Origin of the sequence: Pseudonocardia nigra (assembly GCF_019396355.1) — a bacterium.
Lineage (GTDB): Bacteria > Actinomycetota > Actinomycetes > Mycobacteriales > Pseudonocardiaceae > Pseudonocardia > Pseudonocardia nigra.
Window position 1 is genome coordinate 1 of the sequence record NZ_JAHKRK010000120.1, and the last position, 22,974, is coordinate 22,974.

Here is a 22,974-nt window from a genome sequence, read left to right on the forward strand (position 1 = left end):
GGCAGGCGGCAGGAGCACCTGGTCGCCCGCGCCCGGGCCACTGTGGCGGCGGGGGACGGGGTGGGCGGGCTGTCGGTGCGGATGGACGCCCGCCACCACCTCGACCTCGAGGTGGACGGCGAGCGGGTGCGGGCGGTGGCCCAGGTCGGGGCGCTGCGCTCCGTGCTGGGGGAGACCGCCGTCGCCGCAGGCGCGGACGTCGTCCTGGAGGTGCGGGCCGCGCCGGCCGAGGGGCATTTCTCCGCGACGTCCACCGGGCCCGACGTCGTGCTCGCCGGGCTCGTCCGGCCGGACGGGCGTTTCGCCGAGCTCGGCCGGCTGGACGGCCGCTACCTGTCCACCGAGGTCGCCGGGGGCATGACCGGTCGGATGGTCGGCGTCTGGTGCGCGCGCGGCGAGCTCGTCGTCCGGTCGTTCGCCTACGCGGGCGCCGACGACCCCGCCGCCGTTCTCTGACCGATCCCAGGAGGACGCGATGCGCCGCACGTCGTTCGACGACGGCCGGCAGACCCGGCCGAACCTTGCGATCGCGTGACGGCGGATGGCTCGACACGCTCGCTCGTCCGGCCTTCTCGCAGGTCGTGGCGATGGCGGGTCGTCAAACATCGTCCGGCTGTGATGTGCGGCACACATGGCTTCCGAACTGGCTCCTCGGATGCTTCCAACCACGGGTGCACCCGATCGAGTTCGAGGAGGACATCCATGAAGCTCAACAAGCTGTGGGCGCTCGGCGCCGCGGTCGCGCTACCACTGCTCGTCCCCGGCACCGCGTCGGCCCAGGAGAGCGTGCAGATCCAACTCGACGCGCTCAACAACTCGGGCGCGAGCGGCACGGCGACCCTCACTCCCACCTCTGACGGTGGGCTGCGGGTGCAGGTCGAGAGCAGCGGCCTGGTGCCGGGCGCGCCGCACGCGCAGCACCTGCACGGCGGGTTCGACGGAACCGACTTCATGTGCCCGCCCGCGTCGGCCGACTCCGACGGCGACGGCTTCGTCAGCACCGTCGAGGGACTGCCGGCCTACGGCGACATCCAGATCTCGCTGACCACGGAGGGCGACACCACGGCCGCCAGCGGCCTGGCGCTCGACCGGTTCCCGGTGGCCGACGACAGCGGCAACCTGACGTACGAGCGGACGATCCCGGCGGGGATGCTGCCCGATGGCACGTTGGAGCAGCTCGCGAACCTGCACATCGTGCAGCACGGCATCGACGTGAACGGCAACGGCATGTACGACCTCGACGGGCTGGGTGAGTCGCCGCTGGCGATGTCGCTGGGCCTCGACGGCGTGCCGGCCGAGGGGACCTTCCCGGCGACCTGCGGCATGGTCGCGGGCGCCGCGGCGGCGACCATGCCGGACGGCGGCGTCGAGACCGGTGACGGCAGCGCCGCGGACGACGGTGCCGGTGCGGCCGCGCTGGCGGTGGTCGGCGGTGCCGCACTGCTCGGCGCCGGCGGCGTCGCGGTCTGGCGCAGGCGGGCCGGCCAGGAGCGCTGATGGTCGATCCGGCACCTTCCGGAACCCGTCGCCACCGCCCTGCGTGGGCGGTGGTGGCGGGGGCCTGCTGCGCGGCCGTCGTGCTGGGTGGCTGCTCGGCGGCGGAACCGGATTCGGGCCGGGACAGCGGCAGGGAGGGCGGCCAGGCGAGTGGCCGGGCCGCACCGGCTGCCGTGAGCAGCAAGCCTCCTGCGCCCGGGCCCGGGCGCCCGGAGCTGATCGACGGGCCCGTGCTGGCGAAGTCCGAGCCGGTGGGGCTCGAGATCCCGGCGCTGGGGTTGCGGACCTCGGAGCTCGTGCCCCTGGGTCTGCAGCCGGACGGGTCGATGGAGGTTCCGGCGGACGCCGAGCCGGTCGGCTGGTACACGGGCGCTCCGCCGCCGGGGTCGCTCGGCCCCGCGATTCTGGCCGCGCACGTCGACTGGAAAGGGGCGCTCGGGCCGTTCCACGACCTGCGCGACCTGCAACCCGGAGACGCGGTGTTCGTCGCGCGTGCGGACGGCAGCACGGCCGAGTTCCGGGTCTCCGGCGTCGACCGGTACCCCAAGGGCGCGTTCCCGACCGAGCAGGTCTACGGCACGATCGATCACGCGGGCCTGCGCCTGATCACCTGCGGCGGCGAGTTCGACGAGGGCGCGGACAGCTACCGGGACAACGTGGTCGCCTACGCGGAGCTCGTCGGCTCGTCGGCCTCGTGAGTGCACGGCAGGACGGCCGGCGAACCTGGGCGGACCGCACGGTGTCGCTGGACGGCTTCATCGCCGACGACCACGACGGGGTCGGGCCTGCTCCTCGACTGGTACGGCAACGGAGACGTCAGCTGGTCCTTCCCCAGCGCTGACGACGGGTGCCGAACCACGCAGGCGACGACCGACTTCATGCGCGCCCACTACCGCGACATCGCCGTCGTCATCATCGGCCGGCGGCTGTTCGACCTCACGAACGGCTGGAACGGCGGACCTGCTGCAGGCGAGCACGTCGTCGTGGTCACCCATGAACCGCCGGCGAACTGGAGCATGCCGGCACGGCGCCGTTCACGTTCGTCGACGGCATCGAGGCTGCCATCAGCGCGGCTCGGGACTACGCCGGCGACCGGGTCGTCGACGTGGCCGGCGGCGAGATCGGAGGCCAGGCTCTGCGGCTCGGACTCATCGACCAGATCGTCGTCAACCTCGTCCCCGTGGTGTTCGGCTCGGGCCGCCCGTTCTTCGCGATGGGCCCGCCGGCCGATCCGATCCTGCTCGACAACCCTTCGCAGATCATCCGCGGGGACCGTGTGACGCACCTCGTGTACGACGTCGCACAGAGTTGATCAGTCCATCCGCGGCGAACAGAACTCGACGTGCGCGGCCGACGGGAACACCGTGTTCACCGAGGCGAGGGCGATCCCGCAGTAGCCTTCGAACCCCGTCCCCGCCACCGGGCTGCGCAGGCACGCCAGAGCCGTGGGCTCTCGACCGGGAACCGGTCGTGATCGGAGGACCTCGTGTCACGAGTTGTGCTGTACATGTCCATGTCCCTCGACGGTTTCATCGCCGGCCCCGGGGACGACAAGGACAATCCGTTGGGTACCGACGGGCACCGGCTGCACGAGTGGCTGGGCAACGGTGGAGAAGGCGTCAGCGGTTTCCGGCCGAGTGACGAACCGGGTCGGACGGTGTTCGACGAGCTGATGTCGACCGGTGCCGTGATCACCGGCAGACGCACCGGAGACTTCGTCGACTACTGGGGCGGCGACCATCACGACGGCGTGCCGATCTTCGTCCCGACGCATCGAGCACCCACGGCCACTCCCCTCGGTGACGTCCGCTTCGTGACCGACGGCATCGAGTCGTGCGTCGCGCAGGCGAAAGCAGCTGCCGGGGACCGCGACGTCATGCTGCACGGCGCCAACACGGCACAGGAATGCCTGCGGGCACGCGTGCTGGACGTGCTGGAGATCCAGCTGGTCCCGGTCCTGTTCGGCCGGGGACGACGGCTTTTCGACGGTCTCGGGCCCGACCACATCGAGCTCGAGCCGGTCCGGACGCTCGAGTCGCCCAGGGCGCTGCATCTCCGTTACGAGGTGCAGTACGCATGAACCCGCCGATCCGGCTTTACATGTCCATGTCCCTCGACGGCTTCATCGCCGGACTGGACGACCGTGAGGGTCAGGAGCTCGGCCGCGAGGGCGGGCGGCTGTTCAACTGGCTCGACGGTCGGATGTCCGATGGTCGGAACGGACAGGTGTTCCGCGAGCTCATGGCGACAGGTGCGGTGATCTCCGGGCGGCGCACCTTCGACCTGGCCGGGCGCTGGCAGGGCGATCACCACGACGGTGTACCGATCTTCGTCCTCACCCGTCGCATCGACGGCGGAGATGTTCCGCCGGGCAGCGCGCAGTTCGTCACCGACGTCGAAGGCTGCGCCGAGCAGGCCCGGGCCGCAGCGGGCGATCGTGCCGTGATGGTGCACGGTGCCGGCGCGGCGCAGGCGCTGCTGCGGGCAGGGCTGCTCGACGAGATGGAGATCCATCTCGTGCCGGTGCTGCTCGGCGGAGGGCGGCGTCTGTTCGACTCGCTCGGCCCCGACCACATCGAACTCGAACTGGTGCGGCGACTGGAGGCGCGGGACGTGACGCATCTCCGATACCGGGTGCGTCCCCGTATGGCGCACCCGACCGACCATTCCAACAGCGACGCGAACAACATCCGGCCCGGTGGTGAGCCTGCTGATTCCTCGTGACGCGCCGGCCGGGCGCGAGGCTGTGGTGGCGTCGGCAGAGCACGCCTGGTCCGCCCTCGCCCGCGTTGCCCTCGGGCTGCCAGGTGTGCCGTCCGCCGGCCTCATCGGGGCCCTGTTCGCCACTCGGCGGCCGGCTCGGGTGGGTCCGCACGGCCACTGGACGTCGAGGATCGCCTGAGCGGCGACCGCATCCACGTCCAGCAGCGGTCGAAGCTCAGGCGCGCTACGTCTTCGGGTGGGCCGCTCGGCGGTCAGAGGTACTCGGGGCCGGTGTGGTGGCCGGGGGCCGGGCTGGAGAAGGGAACGAACCGGAACCGCACGACGCTGGACCCGGCGACCAGCCCGTCTGCCTGGGATGCGGCATCTCGCGCTTCGGTGGCTGCCTTGCGGTCTTCCCGGCCGGTCGCGATCACGCCCGCGGCGCTGATCAGGTCGAGTTGGGCGAGCAGCCGTGCCAGCGCGGCGGGAGCCTCGCCGGGATCTTCGACAGTCTGGAGCAGGGTTCGGTGCAGGGCGCTGATCCCCCAGCCCTCTCGGGTGCCGCTACCCGTCGACGTCGGTAGCACCACGTCGAGCAGCCACCGCGACGGCTTTCCGCTGAGCGCCCGCGTCTGGTGGGCATCGATCCCGGCCACCTGGTCGGCGCGGACCAGTCCGTCGCCCAGCGTCTGCAGCCACACGTTGGTCAAGCTCATCCGTCCCTCCTCGCGTCGCGAGCGATCGGGTCGCCTCCTGTAGTCACACTGGCAGGTGAAGTGCCACTTGCAGTCCAACAAACCTCTAGCTACCATCGTAGCTATCGGAGTGGTCCGGGTCACCACCTGACTGCTCCGATTGCATCGCCGAGCTGTCGTCGATCATGAGAGGAGCTGGCAAGCGATGCTGATGCGCACCGATCCGTTCCGTGAGCTGGACCGGCTGACGCAGCAGGTGTTCGGCAGTGGACCGGGCACCTGGTCCCGGCCCACCGCGGTGCTCATGGACGCCTACCGCGACGGTGAGCAGTTCGTCGTCAACTTCGATCTGCCTGGGGTGGACCCGGAGGCGATCGAGCTGGACGTGGAGCGCAACGTGCTGACGGTCAAGGCCGAGCGGCGCCCGGTGGCGACCAATGAGCACGTGGAGATGCAGGTGGCCGAGCGGCCGCTGGGGGTGTTCTCCCGGCAGCTGTTCCTGGGCGACACCCTCGACACCGAGCACATCGACGCCACCTACGACGCTGGGGTGCTGACCCTGCGGATCCCGGTCGCCGAGAAGGCCAAGCCGCGCAAGATCGCCATCAGCGGCGGCGGCAGTGCGCCGAGGCAGATCAACGCCTGAAACAGGTTCTCCCTCGCTCCCGGAACGGGGGTGGCGGCATGACTCATGATCAGTTACCACTCGACGGAGCAGCAACCCGGCGCGTCGCCCCGGCGGCGGCGGTCGGGCCGATGGCGAAGGACACAGCCACCGGTGCGGCCTTCGCTGCCGTCGTCGCCGCTGATGCCGAGCTGCTGCGAATCGAGTTCGACGCGATCATTGCCGCGAACTTCCCGGCCGGGCGCGCGCAGCGGTCCCGGCACCCGCCGCGCCGGTCGGGGCCGCTGCAGGGGGTTGACCAACCGCCGGCGGAGACACCCGGGGGTGCCGTCGCCGCGGCCACCGGCAGGGCGTGGGCATTCCCCGGTAGGCCGGGCGAGCACCAGGCCCGGCAGCGCAGTCCCCCGCCGCGGCGTCCCGACGACTGACGACCGGCTCGGACAGGAGGTGATCGATCGACGCAGTCCGCAGGCTCGGAGCGGGGGTGCTCCGGATCGGCCGCCGTGGTCAGGAACTGGGCGACCGCAGCCGTGAGTGCCGCACGGCATCTCGCCCTCACGCCGGCACGGCGTACGCGGATACCAGGTGGCCGACCGGAGCTCCCCATCCTCGGGGCCTTGACCTGTTCGACAGAACACGGATCTCCCTTCCGGAGACCGTTCCACGAGCGCGGCCCCGCCGGGCAGTCCCCTCCCTGCCCGGCGGGGCCGCCCGCTGCGCCGATCTCGGTCGGAGCTCGTGCCCGTCGCCCGCAGAGCACGGATGCCGGGCCGCTACCAACCCCTCATGGTGCAACAAACGTATACTGTTCAGCGCAAGTTTCGTGCGTGGCAGCGGGGCGAGGAGAGGGGGTGGCAGATGGGAGTCGAGCGGCTCGAGGACGAGGACTATCCGGCACTGTCGATCGGCCAGGCAGCGGAGCTGCTCGAGGTGCAACCGGCGTTCCTGCGCAGCCTGGACGCGGCGGGGGTGGTGCAGCCGGAGCGCTCCGGTGGTGGCCACCGCCGCTACTCGCGTCGTCAGCTCGCGCGGGCCACGCGGATGCGGGAGTTGTTCGACCAGGGCCACAGCTTGGCGTCGGCAGCGCAGATCCTCGCCCTCGAGGATGACCTCGGCCGCGCCCGCGACGAGCGAGACCAAGCTCGTACGGAGCGAGATCAAGCTCGTACGGAGCGGGACCAGGCGCGTGGGCGGCTGAGCCGGATCCAGGGCGACTCCTCCGGCAGACGAAGCGCCACCGCCACTGATCCTGCATCCGCCTGAAGCCCGATTCCCACACCTGGCGGTCGCGGCGTGGGCGGCGAAGGCCCCGGCGGACCGGGCTATCGGGGGTCGATCGGCGTGAACACCCCCACGCGTGCCTCGATCGCGGCTCCGGCGTCGAACAAGGCCGCCTCGTCGAAACGGCGACCGAGCAGCTGCACGCCGGTCGGCAGTCCACCGGCCACTCCCGTCGGTACGGCGAGCGCGGGGAAGCCCAGCAGCGGGATCGCCATCTGTGACCACTGGGCCGCCGCGAGCCGGCGGGCGCGCTCCACACCGGCGAGGTCGGCGTCCTGCTCGAAGGCCTGCTCCGCCGAGACAGGCAGCAGTACCAGGGGGTACTCCTCCATGAAGGTCGCCAGCTGGACGATCAGGCTGTTGCGCCGGGCGTAGCCCGCGATGAAGTCGGCGAGGGTCGGCGCCGGGCCCCACCAGTCCTCGGCGCAGGCGAACGTGCCCTCCAGGGCGATCTGCAGGCTCTTGCCGCCGAGCGAGTCCAACATCGGCTTGATCTGGCGGATCTCCTCGACGGCGAGCAGGTACCACAGCCGGTAGGCCTCGGCGAGCAACGGCAGCTCGATCTCGTCGACCTCGTAGCCGGCGCTGCGCAGGGCTTCGGCCGCCTGGTCCAGCGCCGCGTCGACCTCGGGGGTCGGGTCGGCCACGCCGACGGTGCGCAGCAGCCCCACCCGGCGGGCGTGCCGGGAGACCGGTGCGGCGGCGCCGTGCGCGTAGAAGGGGTCGCGGGGGTCGTGGCCGAGCATGCCCTGGTAGGCCAGCCGCAGGTCGTCGACGGAGCGGGCGAGCGGACCCTCGACGGCGAACAGGTAGGCCGACACCGGCAGGTCCAGCCCCTCGACCCCGGACGAGGCGATCCGCCCGGCGCTCGGCCGCAGGCCGGTTATCCCGCAGGCGTAGGCGGGGTAGCGGATCGACCCACCGATGTCGTTGCCGTGGGCGACGGGGACCATCCCGCCGGCCACCGCGGCGGAGGCGCCGCCGCTGGAGCCGCCCGGCGTGCGCGTCGCGTCCCAGGGGTTGAGCGTGCGGCCGTGCAACTCGTTGTCGGTGATCCATCGGAAGGAGAACGCCGGGACGTTGCTGCGGCCCACCAGAACGGCGCCGGCGCGGCGCAGGTTGGCCGCGGTCGCGCTGTCGGCGTGCGCGATCGCGTCGGCGTGCGCGACCACGCCGTTGGTCGTGGCCTTCCCCGCCTCGTCCGTGTTGACCTTCATGGACGTCGGCACCCCGTGCAGCGGGCCCAGCGCGCGGCCCTGCGCGACCATCCGGTCCGCGACGTCGGCGGCCTCGAGCGCCTCGTCCGCCGAGACGTCGACGAGCGCGTTGAGCACGGGGTTGACCTGCTCGATGCGCTCGAGGCAGCTGGTGACGGCCTCGCGCGAGGAGATCTCCCGGGCGGCGATCGCACGAGCGAGCCGGGTGGCGGACCAGCGCCAGAGCGGATCGCTGGGGGAGGGCATGGTTGCGTCGGTCATGACACTCCTCGGAGGGATGACAGCGTGCGGAGGGGCACCGGTCCGGCGAACCTGGTCGGCCGGGCCGGGCGGACAGAGCTGCAGTCCGTCGGCTGCGGGAGCACCCTACACAGAATGTCGGCCCGAATGACAAGAAACCTGCGATACGGGCACGAGCGCGGCCGTCAGCGGGTGCCCCACTGGTAGGTCTGAGCCGCAGCACGCGCTGGCGGACGGCAGCCTCGGAGAGGCCGACCACCTTGCCGATGGCGGCGTAGGGCTTGCGGCCGTCGTGCTGCAGTTGCTCGATGATCGCCTTCGATATCTCGTCGAGGCTCTCGTTCCGGCCGCGCGTCATGCCGATCATCCTTTCCGGCCTCGCCCGATCTCGACGCGGCAGGTCGAGCCGACCGCACGGAGCGTCCGTTGCGCGGGTTGGGCAGGCGCCGCTTCCTCCCGGCTTGCCGCCGCAGTCTCCGTCGTCCAGATGCTGAGAATCAACAGGATCCCTTGCAATGGGGCGCATCGGACGCTAGAAACCCTTGCATCGACCGACCCTCTGGTCCGATCCCCTCACGAGCGGAGACCTCGATGGGCTTCATCGTCGGCATCAACGGCCGGGCGTCCCGACGCCGGGCCGTCATCGCCGCGGCGCTTCTGTCGGCAGTGCCGCTCGCCGCTTGCTCCAGCGGCGCCGGCGGCTCCACCGCCGGCACCCCCGCGTTCCGCGCGGAGATCACGACCGAGGTGGCCGCGGCGACGACCCCGGTCGAGAACCTGACGTGGAACCTCGCCACCGGTGAACCGCCGACGCTCGACCCCGCACAGTCCGCGCTGGAGAACATCAGCTCCGTCGTCGGCAACATGTGCGAGGCGCTGTTCGTCTACGACCGGGACTACGAGCTCCGACCGGCGCTGGCGGAGGCGGTCGAGCATCCCGACCCGCTGACCTACGTCTTCACCCTCCGGGAGGGTGCGACGTTCTGGAACGGCAACCCGGTGACGGCGGAGGACGTCGTCTTCAGCATCACCCGCATCCTGGATCCGGTGCTCGCCTCGCCGTGGGCGGCGTGGGCGGCCAACCTCGAGTCGGTCACGGCGACCTCGGAGAACACGGTCACCCTGACGCTGACGCGGCCTGATCCGCTGGTGGAGAACTTCTTCGCGCTGCCGGCGTTCGCGGTCGTGGAGCGGGCCTTCACCGAGCAGGCCGGGGCCGACTTCGGCAAGGCCGGCACCGGGGTGATGTGTACCGGCCCCTACGAGTTCTCCGGCTGGAACCAGGGGCAGAGCATCGAGCTGACCCGCAACGACGACTGGTGGAACGAGCAGGCCGCTCCGAAGGTCGGCTCGGTGACCTTCACCTTCACCACGGACCCCGCTGCCCAGATCGCCGCCCTGCGCAGCGGCGAGACCGACGGCCAGTGGATCATCCCGACGTCGGCCTTCGACCAGCTGGCGGCGACCGGCAACCTGCTCTTCGGCGAGAGCCTCCAGACGGTCTTCATCTCGGGGACCGACCTGTCGGGGCCGATGGGAGACCCCGCCGTCCGGGCCGCCCTCCGGGCCGCCGTCGACTATCAGGGGATCAGCGAGGCCGTGTACCGGGGGATCGCCGCCCCGCTGCGCGCGCTGGTGCCCCCGTCGGCGTACGGCTATGCGGAGGCGACGTACCAACAGGCCTACACGTCGTTGCCCGAGCCGACCCAGAACCTCGACCGCGTCGCGGAACTGGTGGCGCAGACGCCGCGCGCCGCCGAGGAGCTCGTGCTCGCCTACTTCGCCGGCTCCGACGAGGAGAGCCGGGCGGCGACCGCCATCGCCGACGCGGCGAACCAGGCGGGGATGAACGTGCAGCTGCAGCCGCTCACCGCGGCCGAGTTCGGAGCCGCGTTCGCCTCTCCCGCGGCACGGCAGGGCTTCGACGCGCTGCTCTCGCTCGGCTACCTCGACTTCCCCGAGCCGCTGGCCTACTACCAGTTCTTCACCACCGGCAACTTCTACAACTTCGCCGGCTGGAGCAACCCGGAGTACGACCAGCTCATCGGGCAGGCGTTGGCGACCGTCGACGACGCCCGGCGCGCGGAACTGGTGACGCAGGCGCAGGCCCTCATCCTCGATGAGGGCATCGTCATCCCGATCGTCTCGCCCGCCACGTCGGTCTACTACGGCCCCGAGCTGACCGGCCTGGTGCCGCGGCAGAGCTACCTGTACACGCCGTGGCTCGCCGAGCTCGGCGGGCCGTGACCGGACGGGACAGCACGATGTCGCACTCGATCGTGTCGTGGCTCGCCCGGCGCCTCCTCGGTGCGCTCCTCACCCTCGTGATCGCCTCGGTGGTGGTCTACGCCGCGCTCCGGCTGGTCCCGGGGGACCCGGCGGCCACCCTGGCGGCCGGGCGGAGGCTGACGCCCGAGCAGCTCGCCGCGCTCCGGGAGACCCACGGCCTGGACGAGTCGTTCGTCGCGGGGTACCTGGGCTGGGTCGCGGACGTGCTCCGGCTGGACCTCGGGACCTCGTCGGTCTACCAGGACGCCGTCACCGCGCTGCTGGCGAGCCGGCTGCCCGTGTCGGCCTTCCTCATCGGCTACTCGGCGGTCCTGACCGTCGTGCTGGGGCTCTCGGTCGCGGTGGTCGGGGCCGTCCGGGGCGGGGTCGTGGCGCGGATGGCGACGGTGCTGACGAGTGGCGCCGCCGCGACGCCCCCCTTCGTCGCGGTGGTCGTCCTGCTGACGGTGTTCGCCGTGCAGCTGGGCTGGTTCCCGGTGGCGGGTGCGGGGGAGGGGTTCCTGGACCGGCTGTGGCACCTGACCCTGCCCGCACTGGCCATGGCGCTCGCGGCCTTCGGCGTCCTCGCCCGGGTGGCGCAGGCCACGTTCATGGAGCAGCTCCGGCGCGAGCACGTCGAGGTGGCCCGCAGCCGGGGTGTCGGCCAAGGGACCATCGTCCGTCGCCACGTGGTCCGGAACTCGCTCGGGCCGATCCTGACGCTCGTCGGGCTGCTGATCGCCGGCCTCTTCGTCGGCACCGCGGTGGTGGAGACCGCCTTCGGGCTGAACGGCATCGGGTCGTTCCTGGTGGCCTCGGTCGCCCGGCAGGACTTCCCGGTCGTCCAGGCCATCTCCCTCATCGCCGTCGCGCTCTTCGTGGTGGTGAGCACGGTGGTGGATCTCCTGCTGCCGGTCGTCGACCCGCGGGTCCGGAAGGAGCTGTTCCGATGACCTTGACCGTCCCCGCGCTGCGGGCCCGGCGCGTCCGGCTGGTCCGGCGCCACCCGGCCGGCGTCGTCCTCGCGAGCGGCTTCCTGGTGTGTGTCGTCGTCGTGGCGGTGCTCGCGCCGGTGCTGGCGCCGCACTCGCCCACCGCCACCAGCCTGACCGACTCCCTGCTCCCTCCCGGCTCACCCGGCCACGTCCTGGGCACCGACTCCACCGGGCGCGACGTCCTGTCCCGGATCATGTACGGGGCGCGGCTCTCCCTGCTCGCACCGCTGGGCGTGGTCCTGCTGTCCACCGTCGGCGGTGTGGTCATCGGGCTCGCGGCGGCCCGGGGGCCGGGGTGGCTCGACGTCCTCCTGTCCCGCGGGATGGACATCGTCTTCGCCTTCCCCGGCCTGTTGCTGGCCATGCTCGCGGTCGCGGTCTTCGGCCCCGGGCTGGCCGCGCCGATGTGCGCCCTCGCGGTGAGCTACACCCCGTTCCTGGGGCGGGTCGTCCGCAGCGTGGCGCTGCAGGAGGCCGCGCGGCCCTATGTCGACAGCTACCAGGTGATGGGCTTCGGCCGGTTCTTCGTGACCGTGCGGCACATCCTCCCGAACCTGACGCCGGTGCTGGCCGCCCAGTCGGCGCTCTCCTTCGGGTACGCGCTGGTGGACCTGGCGACGCTGTCCTTCCTCGGCCTCGGAGTCCGGCCCCCGCAGTCCGACTGGGGCTCGATGATCAGCCAGGCCCAGCCGGCGATCCTGCAGGGCCTGCCGTGGAGCGCGGTCGCCCCGGGCATCGCGGTCCTGCTCACCGTCGTGGCCGTCAACGTGCTGGATGAGCACCTCGGCAGCACGATCGGCCGTACCGAAGGAGGCCGCTCATGACCGGCACCGGTATGCGGGCACCCGTCACCGTCGACGTCGCCGCACCGGTCCTGGCCGTGGAGGGGCTGAGCCTCTCCGTCCGGTCGGACCGCGGGCCGGTGCCGCTGCTGGCGGACGTGTCGCTGACGGTGCGGCCGGGGGAGACCGTCGGGCTGGTCGGGGAGTCGGGCTCCGGCAAGTCCCTGACGATCCGGACGGCTCTCGGCATGCTCCCGCGGCGGTCGTCGGCCACCGGACGGGTCGTGGTCGACGGCATCGACGCCCTCTCCGCGTCCACGGCGCAGCTGCGCACCGTCCGTCGGGCGAAGGCCTCGATGATCTTCCAGGACCCGCGGGCGTCCATCAACCCGGTGCGGCGGATCGGGGACTACCTCACCGAAGGGCTGCGCGCGTCGGGAGTGCGCCGGGGCGAGGCCCGGGCGAGGGCGGTCGACCTGCTGGAACAGGTCGGCATCCCGGAACCCGCCCGAGCCGTCCGGCAGTTCCCGCACGAGTTCTCCGGGGGGATGCTGCAGCGCGTGATGATCGCCGGCGCGCTGTCGACCCGCCCGCGGCTGCTGCTGGCCGACGAGCCCACCACGGCCCTGGACGTCACCACCCAGGCCGAGGTGATCGGGCTGCTGACCTCGCTGCAGGAGGCACACGGGACCGGGCTGATCTTCGTGACGCACGACCTCGGGCTCGCCTCCGCGATCTGCGACCGGATCTACGTCATGTACGCCGGTCGCATCGTCGAGCACGCGGAGAGCGGGTCCCTGTTCCGGTCGCCGACGCACCCCTACACGGCCGCGCTGCTCGCGGCCAGCCCCGATCTGCACGGCCCGCGTGGCGCGATCCGCGCGATTCCCGGCCGGCCCCTGGCACTGGCCGAGGCGCCGACGGGCTGTGCGTTCCGGGATCGGTGCCCGAAGGCCGTCGAGGCGTGTGGCGCGGAGGTGCCGGCCCTGCGCCCGCGCGGCCGTGCGGACGTGGCCTGTATTCGCCCCGGGAAGGAGCGCCCATGACCCCGGTCCTGTCGGTCAGCGGCCTGTGCAAGACGTTCGGGCGCTTCACCGCCGTGGACGACGTGACGTTCGCGGTCGCCCCGGGATCCTCGCTCGGGATCGTCGGGGAGTCCGGCTCGGGCAAGACGACGACCGCCCGGATCCTCGTCGGACTCGAGCAGGCGACGTCCGGGGAGGTCCTGCTCGACGGCGAGGTGCTCGGGGAGCGCTCGGGACGGCGGCGACGGCGCGCGCTGGCCCGCAAGATCCAGATGATCTTCCAGGACCCCTACCTGTCGTTCGACCCACGCCAGACGATCGAACAGTCCATCGCCGAGCCACTGCGGCTGCACTTCGGACTCGACTCCGCGCGACGCGAGCGCCGCGTCGCCGAACTGCTCGACCAGGTCGGGCTGAGCGCCCGCAACGCCCGGTCACTCCCGAAGGAGCTGTCCGGAGGACAGCGGCAGCGCGCCGCCATCGCCCGTGCCCTCGGCATCGAACCGAAGGTGCTCGTCCTCGACGAGGCGGTGGCCGCGCTGGACGTCTCCATCCAGGCACAGGTCCTCGCCCTGCTCGACGAGGTCCGCCGGGAGACCGGGATCTCCTACGTCTTCGTGAGCCACGACCTCGCGGTGATCCGCCACATCACCGAGTCCGCCATCGTGATGCGCAGCGGTCGAGTGGTCGAGTCCGGCGGCACGGAGGACGTCCTGCGCTCGCCGCAGCATCCGTACACGCGGCTCCTGCTGGACTCGGTGCCGGCTCCGGGCTGGGACCCGGCGCGGGTGGCGCGCGCGAAGCGGGAGCTGGCGTGAAGGGGACCGACGCCGGGATCGACGCGGGGATCGACGCGGGGATCGACGCTGCCCTCGATCGGGCCTCGACGGTGCCGTTGTGGCTGGACACGCCGGACCGGCCCGCGCCGCGACCCGCCCTGGACGGCGACACTGACACCGACCTCGTCATCGTCGGCGGCGGCTTCACCGGGCTGTGGACCGCGCTGCTGGCGAAGGAGCGCCGTCCGGACCGCGCCGTCGTGCTGCTGGAGGCCGGCCGGCTCGCCGACCACGCGACCGGGCGCAACGGCGGGTTCTGCGAGGCGAGCCTGACCCACGGGGAGGGCAACGGCCGCGAACGGTGGCCCGCGGAGTTCGCGACGCTGGAGCGCCTCGGGCGGGAGAACCTCGAGCTCATCGCGCAGACCGTGGAGCGCTACGGGATCAACTGCGACTTCCGGCGCACCGGGATGCTGACCGTGGCCACCCGGGCCCACGAGGTCGCCGGGCTCGACCCCGAGCGATCCGGGTTCCTGGACGCCGAGCAGGTCCGGGAGCTGGTGGACTCGCCCACCTACCTCGCCGGACGCTGGGACCGCGACGACTGCGCGATCGTGGACCCGGCCCGGCTGGCCTGGGGCCTCGCGGCCGCCGCCGAGTCGCTCGGCGTCCGCATCGTCGAGCACACCCCGGCCGAGGCCGTCCGCGCCCGCGGGGGACGGGTCACGGTCCGGACGCCGTCCGGCACGCTGACCGCGGCGCAGGTCGTGCTCGCCACCAACGCGTTCCGGCCCCTGCTCGCCCGGCTACGGCACTACACCGTGCCGGTCTATGACTACGTGCTCGCCACCGAGCCCCTTACCGACGACCAGTTGGCATCCATCGGGTGGCGGGGCCGCCAGGGGGTCGCCGACTCCGGCAACCGGTTCCACTACTACCGGCTGACCAGCGACAACCGCATCCTCTGGGGCGGGTATGACGCGGTCTACCACTTCGGGCGCCGGATCGACGCGGGCCTGGACGACCGCCGCCCGACCCACCGGGTGCTGGCGCAGCACTTCGCCGAGACCTTCCCCCAGCTCGCGGGCGTCCGCTTCAGCCATCGGTGGGGCGGGGTCGTCGACACCTGCACCCGGTTCTGCGCCTTCTTCGGCTCGGCGCTGCGCGGGCGCCTCGTCTACGCGATGGGGTTCACCGGGCTCGGCGTGGGCGCGTCCCGGTTTGCGGCCGAGGTGATGCTGGACCAGCTCGAGGGGCGGCGGACCGAACGGACGGCGCTGGAGATGGTCCGGCGCAAGCCGCTGCCGTTCCCGCCCGAGCCGTTCGCCTGGCTCGGCATCCAGCTCACCCGCTGGTCGCTGGCCCGGGCCGACCACGCCGGCCGCCGGAACCTGTGGCTGCGCACCCTGGACCGGCTCGGTGTCGGGTTCGACTCGTGACTTCCGAGGAGTGCAACATGCAGATCACCGCCGTGCGTCCCGGCCCCGTGCCGCCGGACGCCGTCGAGGTCGCGATCCCGATGCGCGACGGCGTCGAGCTGGCCGCGGACGTCTACGCGCCCGCCCCGCAGGCGCAGCCGGTGGTCCTCGTCCGGCTCCCGTACGACAAGGACGGCGCGTACTGCTTCATGCCCGACATCGCCCGGTACATCACGGAGCGCGGGTACGCGGTGGTCGTCCAGGACGTGCGGGGGAAGTTCCGCTCCGGCGGGGCCACCGAGTTCGGCGTGCACGAGGTCGACGACGGGTACGACACCGTCGAGTGGGTCGCCGCTCAGCCCTGGTGCACCGGTGCCGTCGCGATGTGGGGCGACTCCTACTTCGGGATGACGCAGCTGGCGGCTGCCGCGAGCGGGCACCCGGCCCTCAAGGCGATCTCCCCGCGGCTGACCGGCACCCGGCTGGCGCAGGAGGTGACCTACGCCGACGGCAGCAGGGACGTCGAGGCGACCGCCCGCAAGCGCTACTTCGCCGGCTGGTACGTGGACCGGAACGCCTACGAGTGGCCGATGGACTGGACGGCGCGGCCGCTGCGCGCACCCTTCGAGCGGTTCTTCGCCGAGCTCGGCACCCGCTCGGTGAACTTCGACGCGGAGTTCCCCCGGCAGTCCCGGTTCGCCGGCCCGAGCCTCGAGTCGCTGCTCGACGCCCCTGCGGTGCCGACGCTGTTCACGGTCGGGCTCTTCGACAACTGCGCGATCTACTCCTGGCACGACCTCCGGGAGCTGCTGGCCCACGAACGCTGGGGCCGGTCGGTGCGCCTGCGGCTGGAGGCCGTCGACCACGAGAACGGCCACTTCGACGAGCGCATCCACGAGTTCTCGGACGGCCGGCCGGACCTCGACCGGATCCTCGCCCCGGCACTGGACTTCTTCGACGTGGTCGTCAGAGATCGCGGCGACGTGTCCGCGCTGCCCGCGGTCGTCCACGAAACCTGCCACGGGGAGACCCGCGAGGCGCCGGCGTGGCCACCCCCGGACGCCCGCGCGGAGGCGCTGTTCCTGAGCGGCGGGGACGGCGGTCCGGAGCTGACCGAACGGGCCGGCGCTCCCGCCACCGCGTCCTGGCGGCACGACCCGGACCGTCCCGTCCCCTCGGTCGCGGCCGACCCGTTCGCCCGGCTCACCGGGTGGCGCGACCTGTCCGACATCGCCACCCGGCCCGACGTTCTCCACGCCGAGGGACCGGTCTGCGCGGACCCGATCGACTACGCGGGCCCGGTCCGCGTCGAGGTGTTCCTGGAGAGCACCGTCCACGTCGCGAACCTCCATGCCCGGCTGCTGGACGTGGGCCCCGACGGCACCCACCACCTCGTCACGAAGGGCCAGGTGCACCTGCCGGAGGTCCCGGCCGACCGTCCGGTGTGCGTGGACCTGCTGTCCATCTCCTACCGGCTCCGCACCGGCCACCGGCTGGCCCTGCAGCTGATGAGCAGCGACTTCCCGGACTACGTGCTCGAACCGGGGGACGGCTCCGACCCCTGGGAGGCCGAGGTGTTCCGGGTCTCCGAGCAGACGGTGCAGCTCGGCGGACCGCGGGCCGGCCGGCTGTACCTGACCCGACGATGACCGACCGCCCGACCACCCCGACCGCGGAGGAAACAATGACCGATCTGCTCGAACCCCAGCTGACGTTCGCCTTCGAGGCCCGCGTCGAGATCGCCGAGCCCCTGCGGATCGGCAGGGGACTGCAGGAGGAGCTGTGGTTCACCCCGATCACGGGTGGCGTCGTCACGGGCCCGCGCCTCACCGGGGAGGTGCTGCCCTACGGCGGGGACTGGTCGGTCACCCGCGGCACGGAGACGATCCTCGACGCCCGCTACCTGCTGCGCGCGGACGACGGCGGCGTCATCGACATCCACAACCGCGGCGTCTTCCAGGCGGATCCCGGGATCGAGCAGCGGCTGCTCGCGGGCGAGCGCGTCGACGAGCGCGAGTACTACTACCGGACCTTCCCGCAGTTCCAGACCGACGCGCCCGCACACGCCTGGCTCACGGCGAAGGTCTTCGTCGGGATGGCCCGCGACGAGGACCGGAAGGTGTGCATCCGGTTCTTCGAGCTGGCCTGACCCGTTCTGAAGGTGCGAGGAGACATGCGACTTCCCGAAGGCAGCAACGCCATCGTCGGCGTCCTCGGCTCCGGTGACGGCGACGAGATCGACGTCATCGATCCGTCCACCGGCGCGACGCTGTGGACCTACCGCGCCGACAGCCCGGCGACGGTCGAGCGCGCGATCGACGCCGCGGCGGCCGCGTTCCCCGCGTGGGCGGGCGCGACCCCCGCCGAACGCTCCACCGTGCTGCACGCGCTCGCCGCCGAGCTCGACCGGATGGCCGAGGAGCTCGCGCAGGCGGAGACGGCGCAGGCGGGCAAGCCGATCCGGCTCAGCCGGCAGTTCGACGTCCCCGGCTCGATCGACAACGTCGCCTTCTTCGCCGGCGCGGCCCGCCGCCTCGACGGGATGGCGGCCGCCGAGTACTCGGGAACGCACACGTCGGCCGTCCGCCGGGAGCCGATCGGCGTCGTCGGCTCGATCGCCCCGTGGAACTACCCCCTGCAGATGGCGGTGTGGAAGGTGCTCCCGGCCGTCGCCGCGGGGAACACCGTCGTCCTCAAGCCTGCGGAGAACACACCGCTGACCACCCTGATGCTGGCCGAGGCCTGCACGCGGGCCGGCGTCCCCGACGGCGTGGTGAACGTCGTGAACGGGCCGGGCCCGGTGACCGGTGAGGCGCTCGTGACGAGCACGAGGATCGCCATGACCTCGTTCACCGGTTCCACCGCGGTCGGACGGCACATCGCCGCGCTGGCCGCCGGCAACGGCACGCGGCTGCACCTGGAACTCGGCGGCAAGGCGCCGTTCGTCGTCTTCGACGACGCGGACCTCCCCGCCGCCATCCGGGGCGCGGTGGCCGGCTCCCTGATCAACTCGGGGCAGGACTGCACGGCCGCCACCCGCGCCTACGTCCACCGGTCCGTGTTCGACGAGTTCGTCGCGGGCGTCGCCGACCTGATGGCGTCGGTGCGGCTGGGGGCGCCGGCCGACGAGGACACCGACCAGGGGCCCCTGGTGTCGTTCCGGCAGCGCGACAAGGTCGCCGGGATGGTGGACCGGGCCGTGCGCGCGGGCGCCAAGGTCCGGACCGGTGGCCGGGCGCCCGGTGGTGCGCTCGCGCGCGGCGCCTTCTACGAGCCGACGTTGCTCGTCGGGGCCGACCAGCGCAGCGAGATCGTGCAGGAGGAGGTCTTCGGGCCGGTCCTGGTCGCCCTGCCGTTCGACACCGACGACGAGGCCATGCGGCTGGCCGACGACGTGCCGTTCGGGCTGGCCGCGTCGGCGTGGACCCGGGATGTCTACCGGGCCCAGCGGGCGAGCCGGGCCCTGGCCGCCGGGACCGTGTGGATCAACGACCACATCCCGATCATCTCGGATATGCCGCACGGCGGGACGAAGGCTCCGGCTACGGCAAGGACAGGTCGGTGTACTCCTTCGAGGAGTACACCCAGGTCAAACACGTCATGTCCGACATCACCGGCCGGGCCCACAAGGAGTGGCAGGACACCGTGTTCCGGACCAGGTGACCGCGCTCCGGTGAGGAGAACCGCCCCGTCGCCCGGGAGCAGACCGTGACCGTCTCCCACGCCCTGTGGGGTGGCTTGCTGCTGTTCCTCCCTGTGCCGGCAGCTCCGGAGGTCATCGGGTGCCCCACTGGTAGGTCTGCTTCAGCAGCTTCAGGTAGACGAAGGTCTCGGTCGAGCGCACTTCCGGGATCGCCCGGATCCGCCTGTTGAGGACCTCGAGCAGCTGGTCGTCGTTCTCCGCGACCACCTCGACGAGCAGGTCGAAGGACCCGGCGGTGATGACGACGTACTCGATCTCCGGCATCTCGGCCAGCTTCGCCCCGACCTGCTCGCTGTCGCCCTCCGCCCGGATGCCGATCATCGCCTGGCGGGCGAACCCCACCTGCAGCGGATCGGTCACCGCGACGATCTGCATGATCCCGGCCTCGGTGAGGCGCATCACCCGCTGGCGCACGGCCGCCTCCGACAGGCCGACCGCTTTGCCGATCGCGGCATACGGTTTGCGGCCGTCGTGCTGCAGCTGCTCGATGATCGCCTTGGAGATCTCGTCGAGCTGGGCGTTCTGGCCGCGCGTCATGTCGCCATCCTCGCCAGTTCCGCCGGACCGGGGCAACGTGGCCGGGTCGGTCAGCAGGTCGGCCAGCCGTGGTCGTGCGGCGCGGTGAAGTCCGAGGGCAGCAACGCTTCCACCGGCCCGTGCGCGCGCCTGCGCTCGAACTCCGCACGGGCGTTCGCCATCGTCGCGGGGTCGCGGAGCAGATCGAGCAATGTTCGGGCGATCGTCTTGGCGGCGCACATGATCGTCGGGTCGATGGTGGCCGCGATCCCGCCCATCGCGTTCATCGCCCAGCTCGGGTGGGGGCGGCCGTCCGGCCGGGGTGCGAGGGCCGGCCGCGCCACGTAGAGCCGAACGGTGGGTGAGTACCACGTCATCTCGACGTAGTCGTCGGAGGTCCAGTGGGACTGCGCCGGTGGGAGGACGCGGCGCAGCCGGTGCTCGGCGTGCCGCGGCGGGATCAGCTGTTCGGTCTCGTCGAGGAACGGGCGTTCGGTGGGCGCTAGCCCGAGGGACCGCTGGATCGCGCGGGCCGTGACGACGGCGTCGGCGCCGTAGCGGGGTGCGCCGACCAGCTCGAGGTTGTGGTAGGTCGCGGTGGCGAGCGTGTGGTTGGCGAGGCCTGGCCGGTTGCGCGCCACCCATCGGGTCTCGAGAGTGCAGTGCGCTGTGCGGGCGGCGGCCTCGGCGTTGGTGTCGAGCACGCGCAGCACCTGGTCGGCGGTGGCGAGGTCGGGGCAGCGCCAGGAGTACTGGATCCGCGCCATCCGGGCCGGCAGGTTGTCCGCGGTGGACTGCCCGGCGGCGAGGATCGCCTCGGAGAGCGACCACCCGCCGAACGCCGGGGCCATCGCGTCCTGCGTGGTCTTGGTGAGCGTGTACATCGTCATCAATGCGGCGTTGGCGCCCGGGGCACGGGCCGCGGAATGCGACGCCGGGATGGGGCTACCCGGGTCGGCGAGTCCCCAGTCCTCCGGCTGATCGCAGCGGAAGGTGTAGATCCGACTGGAGTACGCGCCGCAGTGGGTGTCCCAGCGGACGGTGTTGCACAGCGGGAGCAGGTAGAACGGGTGGAAGCTGACGATCCCGTCCACTCCGTCGTAGTAGCCGCGCAGCCCGTGCACGACCTTCGACCCCTGCACCTTCTCCGCGGGCTCGCCGGTGTAGCGCAGGGTGCCGCCGATCCCGTGGCGTTGCATGGCGGTCTTCGTCGCCAGCACGGCCCCGAGAGTGCTGATCCCCAGCGCGGAATGGGGATCGGTGTGCCCGGCCGCGCACCCGTCGGTGCCCGGCCGCGGCCCCTCGCCGATGGTGGCGGCCTGGCTGTTGCCCGGAACGGCGTCGTACTCGGCGTAGGTGAGCAGTGTCGGGCCGTCCCCGCCGCTCCAGGTCGCGGAGAAGGCGGTGGGCATGCGCCGCTGCCCTCCTCGACCTCGAACCCCTCCCGGCGGAGCAGATCCACGTACCAGGCCGCCGACCGGTACTCCCGCCAGGCCGGCTCGGCGAACTCCCAGATCGTGCGGTGCCAGGTGGACAGCTCGCCACGGTGGTCGTCGACCCACCGCCACGCGTCGCGCTTCGCGGAGTCGTTCACGCCTGGTGCACGATCTCGCCGTCGAGCACGGTGAGCCAGGCGTCGATGCCGCGGAGCTCGTGGTCGCCGGTGCGGCGCAGGTCGGCGTCGAGCACGACCAGATCGGCGAGCTTCCCGGGCACCAGTGACCCGATGCTGTCCTCCATCCGCAGCGCATGGGCGGCGTCGAGGGTGTGCGCGCGCAGCGCTTCGTCCAGCGTCATCGCCTGCTCGGCGCCGATCTCCGTGCCCTCGCGCGTGCGGCGCAGCACCGCGTTCGCCACGGTCTCCATCGGACGGAGACTGGACACGAACGAGTCGCTGGAGAGCACGGGGCGCAACCCCGCGTCGAGCTCCTCGCGGACGGGCTGCAGGCGGTGCGCCCGCTCGGGCCCCAGCCTGCGCAGGAAGTCGGTGCCGCTGTCGTACAGGAAGTTCGGCTGGTTGACCGGGATCACGCCCAGATCGGCGAAGCGCCGCACGTGCTCCCGGGTGGGGTGGCCGCAGTGCTCGATCCGGGGCCGCGGGTCGTCCCCGCCCACCCGGACCGCCTCGGTGATCGCGTCCACCGTGTACTGCATCGCGAGGTCGCCCTGGGTGTGCACGGCCACCTGCCAGCCGGCCTCGGACGCCCTCCGCAGCAGCGCGATCAACTGCTCGGGCTGCCAGTAGCAACTGCCGGTGAACTGCCCGCGCTCGCCGTAAGGGGTGCTGAACAGCGCGGTGCCGCCGAGCAGCGTGCCGTCGCAGTAGAACTTCATCGCGCCCAGCCGCAGCCAGTCGTCCCCGAACGGTCCGGCGAGCCCGAGCGCGGTGAGCCCGTCGAGCTGGTGCGACAGCGGCATGCAGACCGTGCGCACCGGCAGGCTTCGGACGCTGCGTGCCGCGCGGTAGACCATCAGCTCCCGCCGGGAGACCTGCGGGTCGCACACCGTGGTCACGCCGGCGGACAGGTAGTGCCGGCCGGCGTCGGCCAGCCAGCCCAGCAGCTGCTCGCCGGGCAGGTCGGTGTGGAAGTTCGGGCCGTGACAGCCGACGTCCACGGCCAGTGGCAGCAGCAGCTCCATCGCGGAGTCGGTGACCATCCCGGTGAGCCGGCCTGCTTCGTCGCGCAGGAACGAGCCGCCCGCGGGGTCGGCCACCGTCTCGGCCACGCCGGCCAGGCGCAGCGCCGCGGAGTTCACCGCCGCCTGGTGGCCGGAGACGTGGTAGATGATCACCGGGTGTTCGGTGGTCGCCTCGTCGAGGCGCGACCGGGTGGCCCGGCCCTCGGGGTACTTCGCGTCGTCCATGCCGAACGCCCGGATCCACTGGCCCGCGGGCGTCACCGCGGCCTGCTTCGCGATCGCCTCGACGAGCGCGGCCACGCTGGACACGCCGGGACTGCGGACGTTGACCGCGGCGATGGACTCGGCGGTGGACAGCAGGTGGTTGTGCGGGTCGACGAACCCGGGCAGCACGCTGCGCCCGCCGGCGTCGATCTCCCCGGCGTGCGGTGCGCTCGCGCGCACCTCCTCGCGCCTGCCGACGGCGAGGATGCGGCCGTCGCGCACGGCGACCGCGTCGGCGTGCGGGCGGGAGTCATCCATCGTGCGGACGTCGGCGTTGATGATCACGAACTCGGGCACATCGTCCTCTCGGAAGGTGGTGCGGGGGG

23 protein-coding genes and 1 pseudogene are annotated in these 22,974 nt (G+C 72.2%); 18 read left to right on the forward strand and 6 right to left on the reverse strand.

Annotated elements, in window-relative coordinates; all coding sequences use genetic code 11:
• The 6 genes from KME75_RS25015 to KME75_RS25040 form a co-directional block, all read left to right on the forward strand.
• Window positions 1–456 (forward strand): beta-xylosidase family glycoside hydrolase (locus KME75_RS25015; RefSeq protein WP_504739523.1); only part of this gene is annotated, 456 nt, incomplete at its 5' end.
• A 246-nt stretch (window positions 457–702) separates the two neighbouring features.
• Window positions 703–1,497 (forward strand): GVDTG sorting domain-containing protein, encoded by a 795-nt coding sequence (locus tag KME75_RS25020; RefSeq protein ID WP_219417328.1) that lies wholly within the window; start codon window positions 703–705, stop codon window positions 1,495–1,497.
• Window positions 1,498–1,670: 173 nt separating this feature from the next.
• Window positions 1,671–2,195, forward strand: coding sequence for a class F sortase (locus KME75_RS25025; RefSeq protein ID WP_219417329.1), 525 nt, complete (start codon window positions 1,671–1,673; stop codon window positions 2,193–2,195).
• A 407-nt stretch (window positions 2,196–2,602) separates the two neighbouring features.
• Entirely contained in the window at window positions 2,603–2,809 is a 207-nt protein-coding gene (locus KME75_RS43600; RefSeq protein WP_246632788.1) for a dihydrofolate reductase family protein, read from the forward strand.
• 174 nt (window positions 2,810–2,983) lie between these two features.
• Complete coding sequence (locus tag KME75_RS25035; protein WP_308283052.1) at window positions 2,984–3,577, forward strand: dihydrofolate reductase family protein; 594 nt, start codon at window positions 2,984–2,986, stop codon at window positions 3,575–3,577.
• On the forward strand, window positions 3,574–4,221 hold the full coding sequence (locus tag KME75_RS25040) for a dihydrofolate reductase family protein (RefSeq protein WP_219417330.1): 648 nt from the start codon (window positions 3,574–3,576) through the stop codon (window positions 4,219–4,221). The genes KME75_RS25035 and KME75_RS25040 overlap by 4 nt, the downstream gene beginning before the upstream one ends.
• Before the next feature lie 251 nt (window positions 4,222–4,472).
• Here the strand turns inward: KME75_RS25040 and KME75_RS25045 are convergent, their stop codons facing one another.
• Complete coding sequence (locus KME75_RS25045; RefSeq protein WP_246632789.1) at window positions 4,473–4,916, reverse strand: hypothetical protein; 444 nt, start codon at window positions 4,914–4,916, stop codon at window positions 4,473–4,475.
• 184 nt (window positions 4,917–5,100) lie between these two features.
• Here KME75_RS25045 and KME75_RS25050 point away from each other — a divergent pair, with 184 nt between their 5' ends.
• The 3 genes from KME75_RS25050 (at window position 5,101) to KME75_RS25060 (ending at window position 6,783) form a co-directional block, all read left to right on the forward strand.
• Entirely contained in the window at window positions 5,101–5,541 is a 441-nt protein-coding gene (locus KME75_RS25050; protein WP_219417331.1) for an Hsp20/alpha crystallin family protein, read from the forward strand.
• A gap of 110 nt (window positions 5,542–5,651) precedes the next feature.
• Entirely contained in the window at window positions 5,652–5,948 is a 297-nt protein-coding gene (locus KME75_RS25055; protein ID WP_219417332.1) for a hypothetical protein, read from the forward strand.
• Window positions 5,949–6,378: 430 nt separating this feature from the next.
• On the forward strand, window positions 6,379–6,783 hold the full coding sequence (locus KME75_RS25060; protein ID WP_219417333.1) for a helix-turn-helix domain-containing protein: 405 nt from the start codon (window positions 6,379–6,381) through the stop codon (window positions 6,781–6,783).
• A 59-nt stretch (window positions 6,784–6,842) separates the two neighbouring features.
• Here KME75_RS25060 and KME75_RS25065 read toward each other — a convergent pair whose 3' ends face one another.
• Window positions 6,843–8,279, reverse strand: coding sequence for an amidase (locus KME75_RS25065; RefSeq protein ID WP_219417334.1), 1,437 nt, complete (start codon window positions 8,277–8,279; stop codon window positions 6,843–6,845).
• A 190-nt stretch (window positions 8,280–8,469) separates the two neighbouring features.
• Window positions 8,470–8,625 (reverse strand): annotated as a pseudogene (locus KME75_RS25070) (AsnC family transcriptional regulator); the annotation flags it as partial.
• A 224-nt stretch (window positions 8,626–8,849) separates the two neighbouring features.
• Here KME75_RS25070 and KME75_RS25075 point away from each other — a divergent pair.
• Genes KME75_RS25075 through KME75_RS25115 form a run of 9 tightly spaced genes read left to right on the forward strand, consistent with a single transcriptional unit; the run spans window position 8,850 to window position 19,237 of the window.
• Window positions 8,850–10,505 (forward strand): ABC transporter substrate-binding protein, encoded by a 1,656-nt coding sequence (locus KME75_RS25075; RefSeq protein ID WP_219417335.1) that lies wholly within the window; start codon window positions 8,850–8,852, stop codon window positions 10,503–10,505.
• A 17-nt stretch (window positions 10,506–10,522) separates the two neighbouring features.
• Window positions 10,523–11,479, forward strand: coding sequence for an ABC transporter permease (locus KME75_RS25080; RefSeq protein WP_219417336.1), 957 nt, complete (start codon window positions 10,523–10,525; stop codon window positions 11,477–11,479).
• A complete protein-coding gene (locus KME75_RS25085; RefSeq protein WP_219417337.1) occupies window positions 11,476–12,345 on the forward strand; it encodes an ABC transporter permease in 870 nt (289 codons plus the stop codon). Before KME75_RS25080 ends, KME75_RS25085 begins: the two co-directional genes overlap by 4 nt.
• Window positions 12,342–13,349 (forward strand): ABC transporter ATP-binding protein, encoded by a 1,008-nt coding sequence (locus KME75_RS25090; protein ID WP_219417338.1) that lies wholly within the window; start codon window positions 12,342–12,344, stop codon window positions 13,347–13,349. Before KME75_RS25085 ends, KME75_RS25090 begins: the two co-directional genes overlap by 4 nt.
• Entirely contained in the window at window positions 13,346–14,146 is an 801-nt protein-coding gene (locus KME75_RS25095) for an ABC transporter ATP-binding protein (RefSeq protein ID WP_219417339.1), read from the forward strand. Before KME75_RS25090 ends, KME75_RS25095 begins: the two co-directional genes overlap by 4 nt.
• The gene (locus KME75_RS25100) at window positions 14,143–15,546 is read left to right on the forward strand and encodes an NAD(P)/FAD-dependent oxidoreductase (RefSeq protein ID WP_219417340.1); all 1,404 of its coding nucleotides are present in this window, start codon (window positions 14,143–14,145) and stop codon (window positions 15,544–15,546) included. Before KME75_RS25095 ends, KME75_RS25100 begins: the two co-directional genes overlap by 4 nt.
• Window positions 15,547–15,563: 17 nt before the next feature.
• Window positions 15,564–17,174: a CocE/NonD family hydrolase gene (locus tag KME75_RS25105; RefSeq protein ID WP_219417341.1), complete on the forward strand. Its 1,611-nt coding sequence runs from the start codon at window positions 15,564–15,566 to the stop codon at window positions 17,172–17,174.
• A 35-nt stretch (window positions 17,175–17,209) separates the two neighbouring features.
• Entirely contained in the window at window positions 17,210–17,674 is a 465-nt protein-coding gene (locus tag KME75_RS25110) for a DUF3237 domain-containing protein (RefSeq protein ID WP_219417342.1), read from the forward strand.
• A gap of 24 nt (window positions 17,675–17,698) precedes the next feature.
• Entirely contained in the window at window positions 17,699–19,237 is a 1,539-nt protein-coding gene (locus tag KME75_RS25115) for an aminobutyraldehyde dehydrogenase (protein WP_246632790.1), read from the forward strand.
• 63 nt (window positions 19,238–19,300) lie between these two features.
• Here KME75_RS25115 and KME75_RS25120 read toward each other — a convergent pair whose 3' ends face one another.
• From KME75_RS25120 to KME75_RS25130, 3 genes are all read right to left on the reverse strand, one after another.
• Complete coding sequence (locus tag KME75_RS25120) at window positions 19,301–19,765, reverse strand: Lrp/AsnC family transcriptional regulator (protein ID WP_219417343.1); 465 nt, start codon at window positions 19,763–19,765, stop codon at window positions 19,301–19,303.
• A gap of 50 nt (window positions 19,766–19,815) precedes the next feature.
• Window positions 19,816–21,156, reverse strand: coding sequence for a zinc-binding metallopeptidase family protein (locus KME75_RS25125; RefSeq protein WP_219417344.1), 1,341 nt, complete (start codon window positions 21,154–21,156; stop codon window positions 19,816–19,818).
• A 178-nt stretch (window positions 21,157–21,334) separates the two neighbouring features.
• Complete coding sequence (locus tag KME75_RS25130) at window positions 21,335–22,906, reverse strand: amidohydrolase (protein WP_372452655.1); 1,572 nt, start codon at window positions 22,904–22,906, stop codon at window positions 21,335–21,337.
• Window positions 22,907–22,974: the final 68 nt, after the last annotated feature.

Excerpts from the sequence above, each read along its gene's own strand:
- KME75_RS25020 (WP_219417328.1), top strand. The coding sequence starts at position 703 with ATGAAGCTCAACAAGCTGTGGGCGCTCGGCGCCGCGGTCGCGCTACCA.
- KME75_RS25040 (WP_219417330.1), top strand. The coding sequence starts at position 3,574 with ATGAACCCGCCGATCCGGCTTTACATGTCCATGTCCCTCGACGGCTTC.
- KME75_RS25045 (WP_246632789.1), bottom strand. The coding sequence starts at position 4,916 with ATGAGCTTGACCAACGTGTGGCTGCAGACGCTGGGCGACGGACTGGTC.
- KME75_RS25050 (WP_219417331.1), top strand. The coding sequence starts at position 5,101 with ATGCTGATGCGCACCGATCCGTTCCGTGAGCTGGACCGGCTGACGCAG.
- KME75_RS25055 (WP_219417332.1), top strand. The coding sequence starts at position 5,652 with ATGGCGAAGGACACAGCCACCGGTGCGGCCTTCGCTGCCGTCGTCGCC.
- KME75_RS25060 (WP_219417333.1), top strand. The coding sequence starts at position 6,379 with ATGGGAGTCGAGCGGCTCGAGGACGAGGACTATCCGGCACTGTCGATC.
- KME75_RS25065 (WP_219417334.1), bottom strand. The coding sequence starts at position 8,279 with ATGACCGACGCAACCATGCCCTCCCCCAGCGATCCGCTCTGGCGCTGG.
- KME75_RS25075 (WP_219417335.1), top strand. The coding sequence starts at position 8,850 with ATGGGCTTCATCGTCGGCATCAACGGCCGGGCGTCCCGACGCCGGGCC.
- KME75_RS25080 (WP_219417336.1), top strand. The coding sequence starts at position 10,523 with ATGTCGCACTCGATCGTGTCGTGGCTCGCCCGGCGCCTCCTCGGTGCG.
- KME75_RS25085 (WP_219417337.1), top strand. The coding sequence starts at position 11,476 with ATGACCTTGACCGTCCCCGCGCTGCGGGCCCGGCGCGTCCGGCTGGTC.
- KME75_RS25090 (WP_219417338.1), top strand. The coding sequence starts at position 12,342 with ATGACCGGCACCGGTATGCGGGCACCCGTCACCGTCGACGTCGCCGCA.
- KME75_RS25095 (WP_219417339.1), top strand. The coding sequence starts at position 13,346 with ATGACCCCGGTCCTGTCGGTCAGCGGCCTGTGCAAGACGTTCGGGCGC.
- KME75_RS25105 (WP_219417341.1), top strand. The coding sequence starts at position 15,564 with ATGCAGATCACCGCCGTGCGTCCCGGCCCCGTGCCGCCGGACGCCGTC.
- KME75_RS25110 (WP_219417342.1), top strand. The coding sequence starts at position 17,210 with ATGACCGATCTGCTCGAACCCCAGCTGACGTTCGCCTTCGAGGCCCGC.
- KME75_RS25115 (WP_246632790.1), top strand. The coding sequence starts at position 17,699 with ATGCGACTTCCCGAAGGCAGCAACGCCATCGTCGGCGTCCTCGGCTCC.
- KME75_RS25120 (WP_219417343.1), bottom strand. The coding sequence starts at position 19,765 with ATGACGCGCGGCCAGAACGCCCAGCTCGACGAGATCTCCAAGGCGATC.
- KME75_RS25125 (WP_219417344.1), bottom strand. The coding sequence starts at position 21,156 with ATGCCCACCGCCTTCTCCGCGACCTGGAGCGGCGGGGACGGCCCGACA.
- KME75_RS25130 (WP_372452655.1), bottom strand. The coding sequence starts at position 22,906 with ATGGATGACTCCCGCCCGCACGCCGACGCGGTCGCCGTGCGCGACGGC.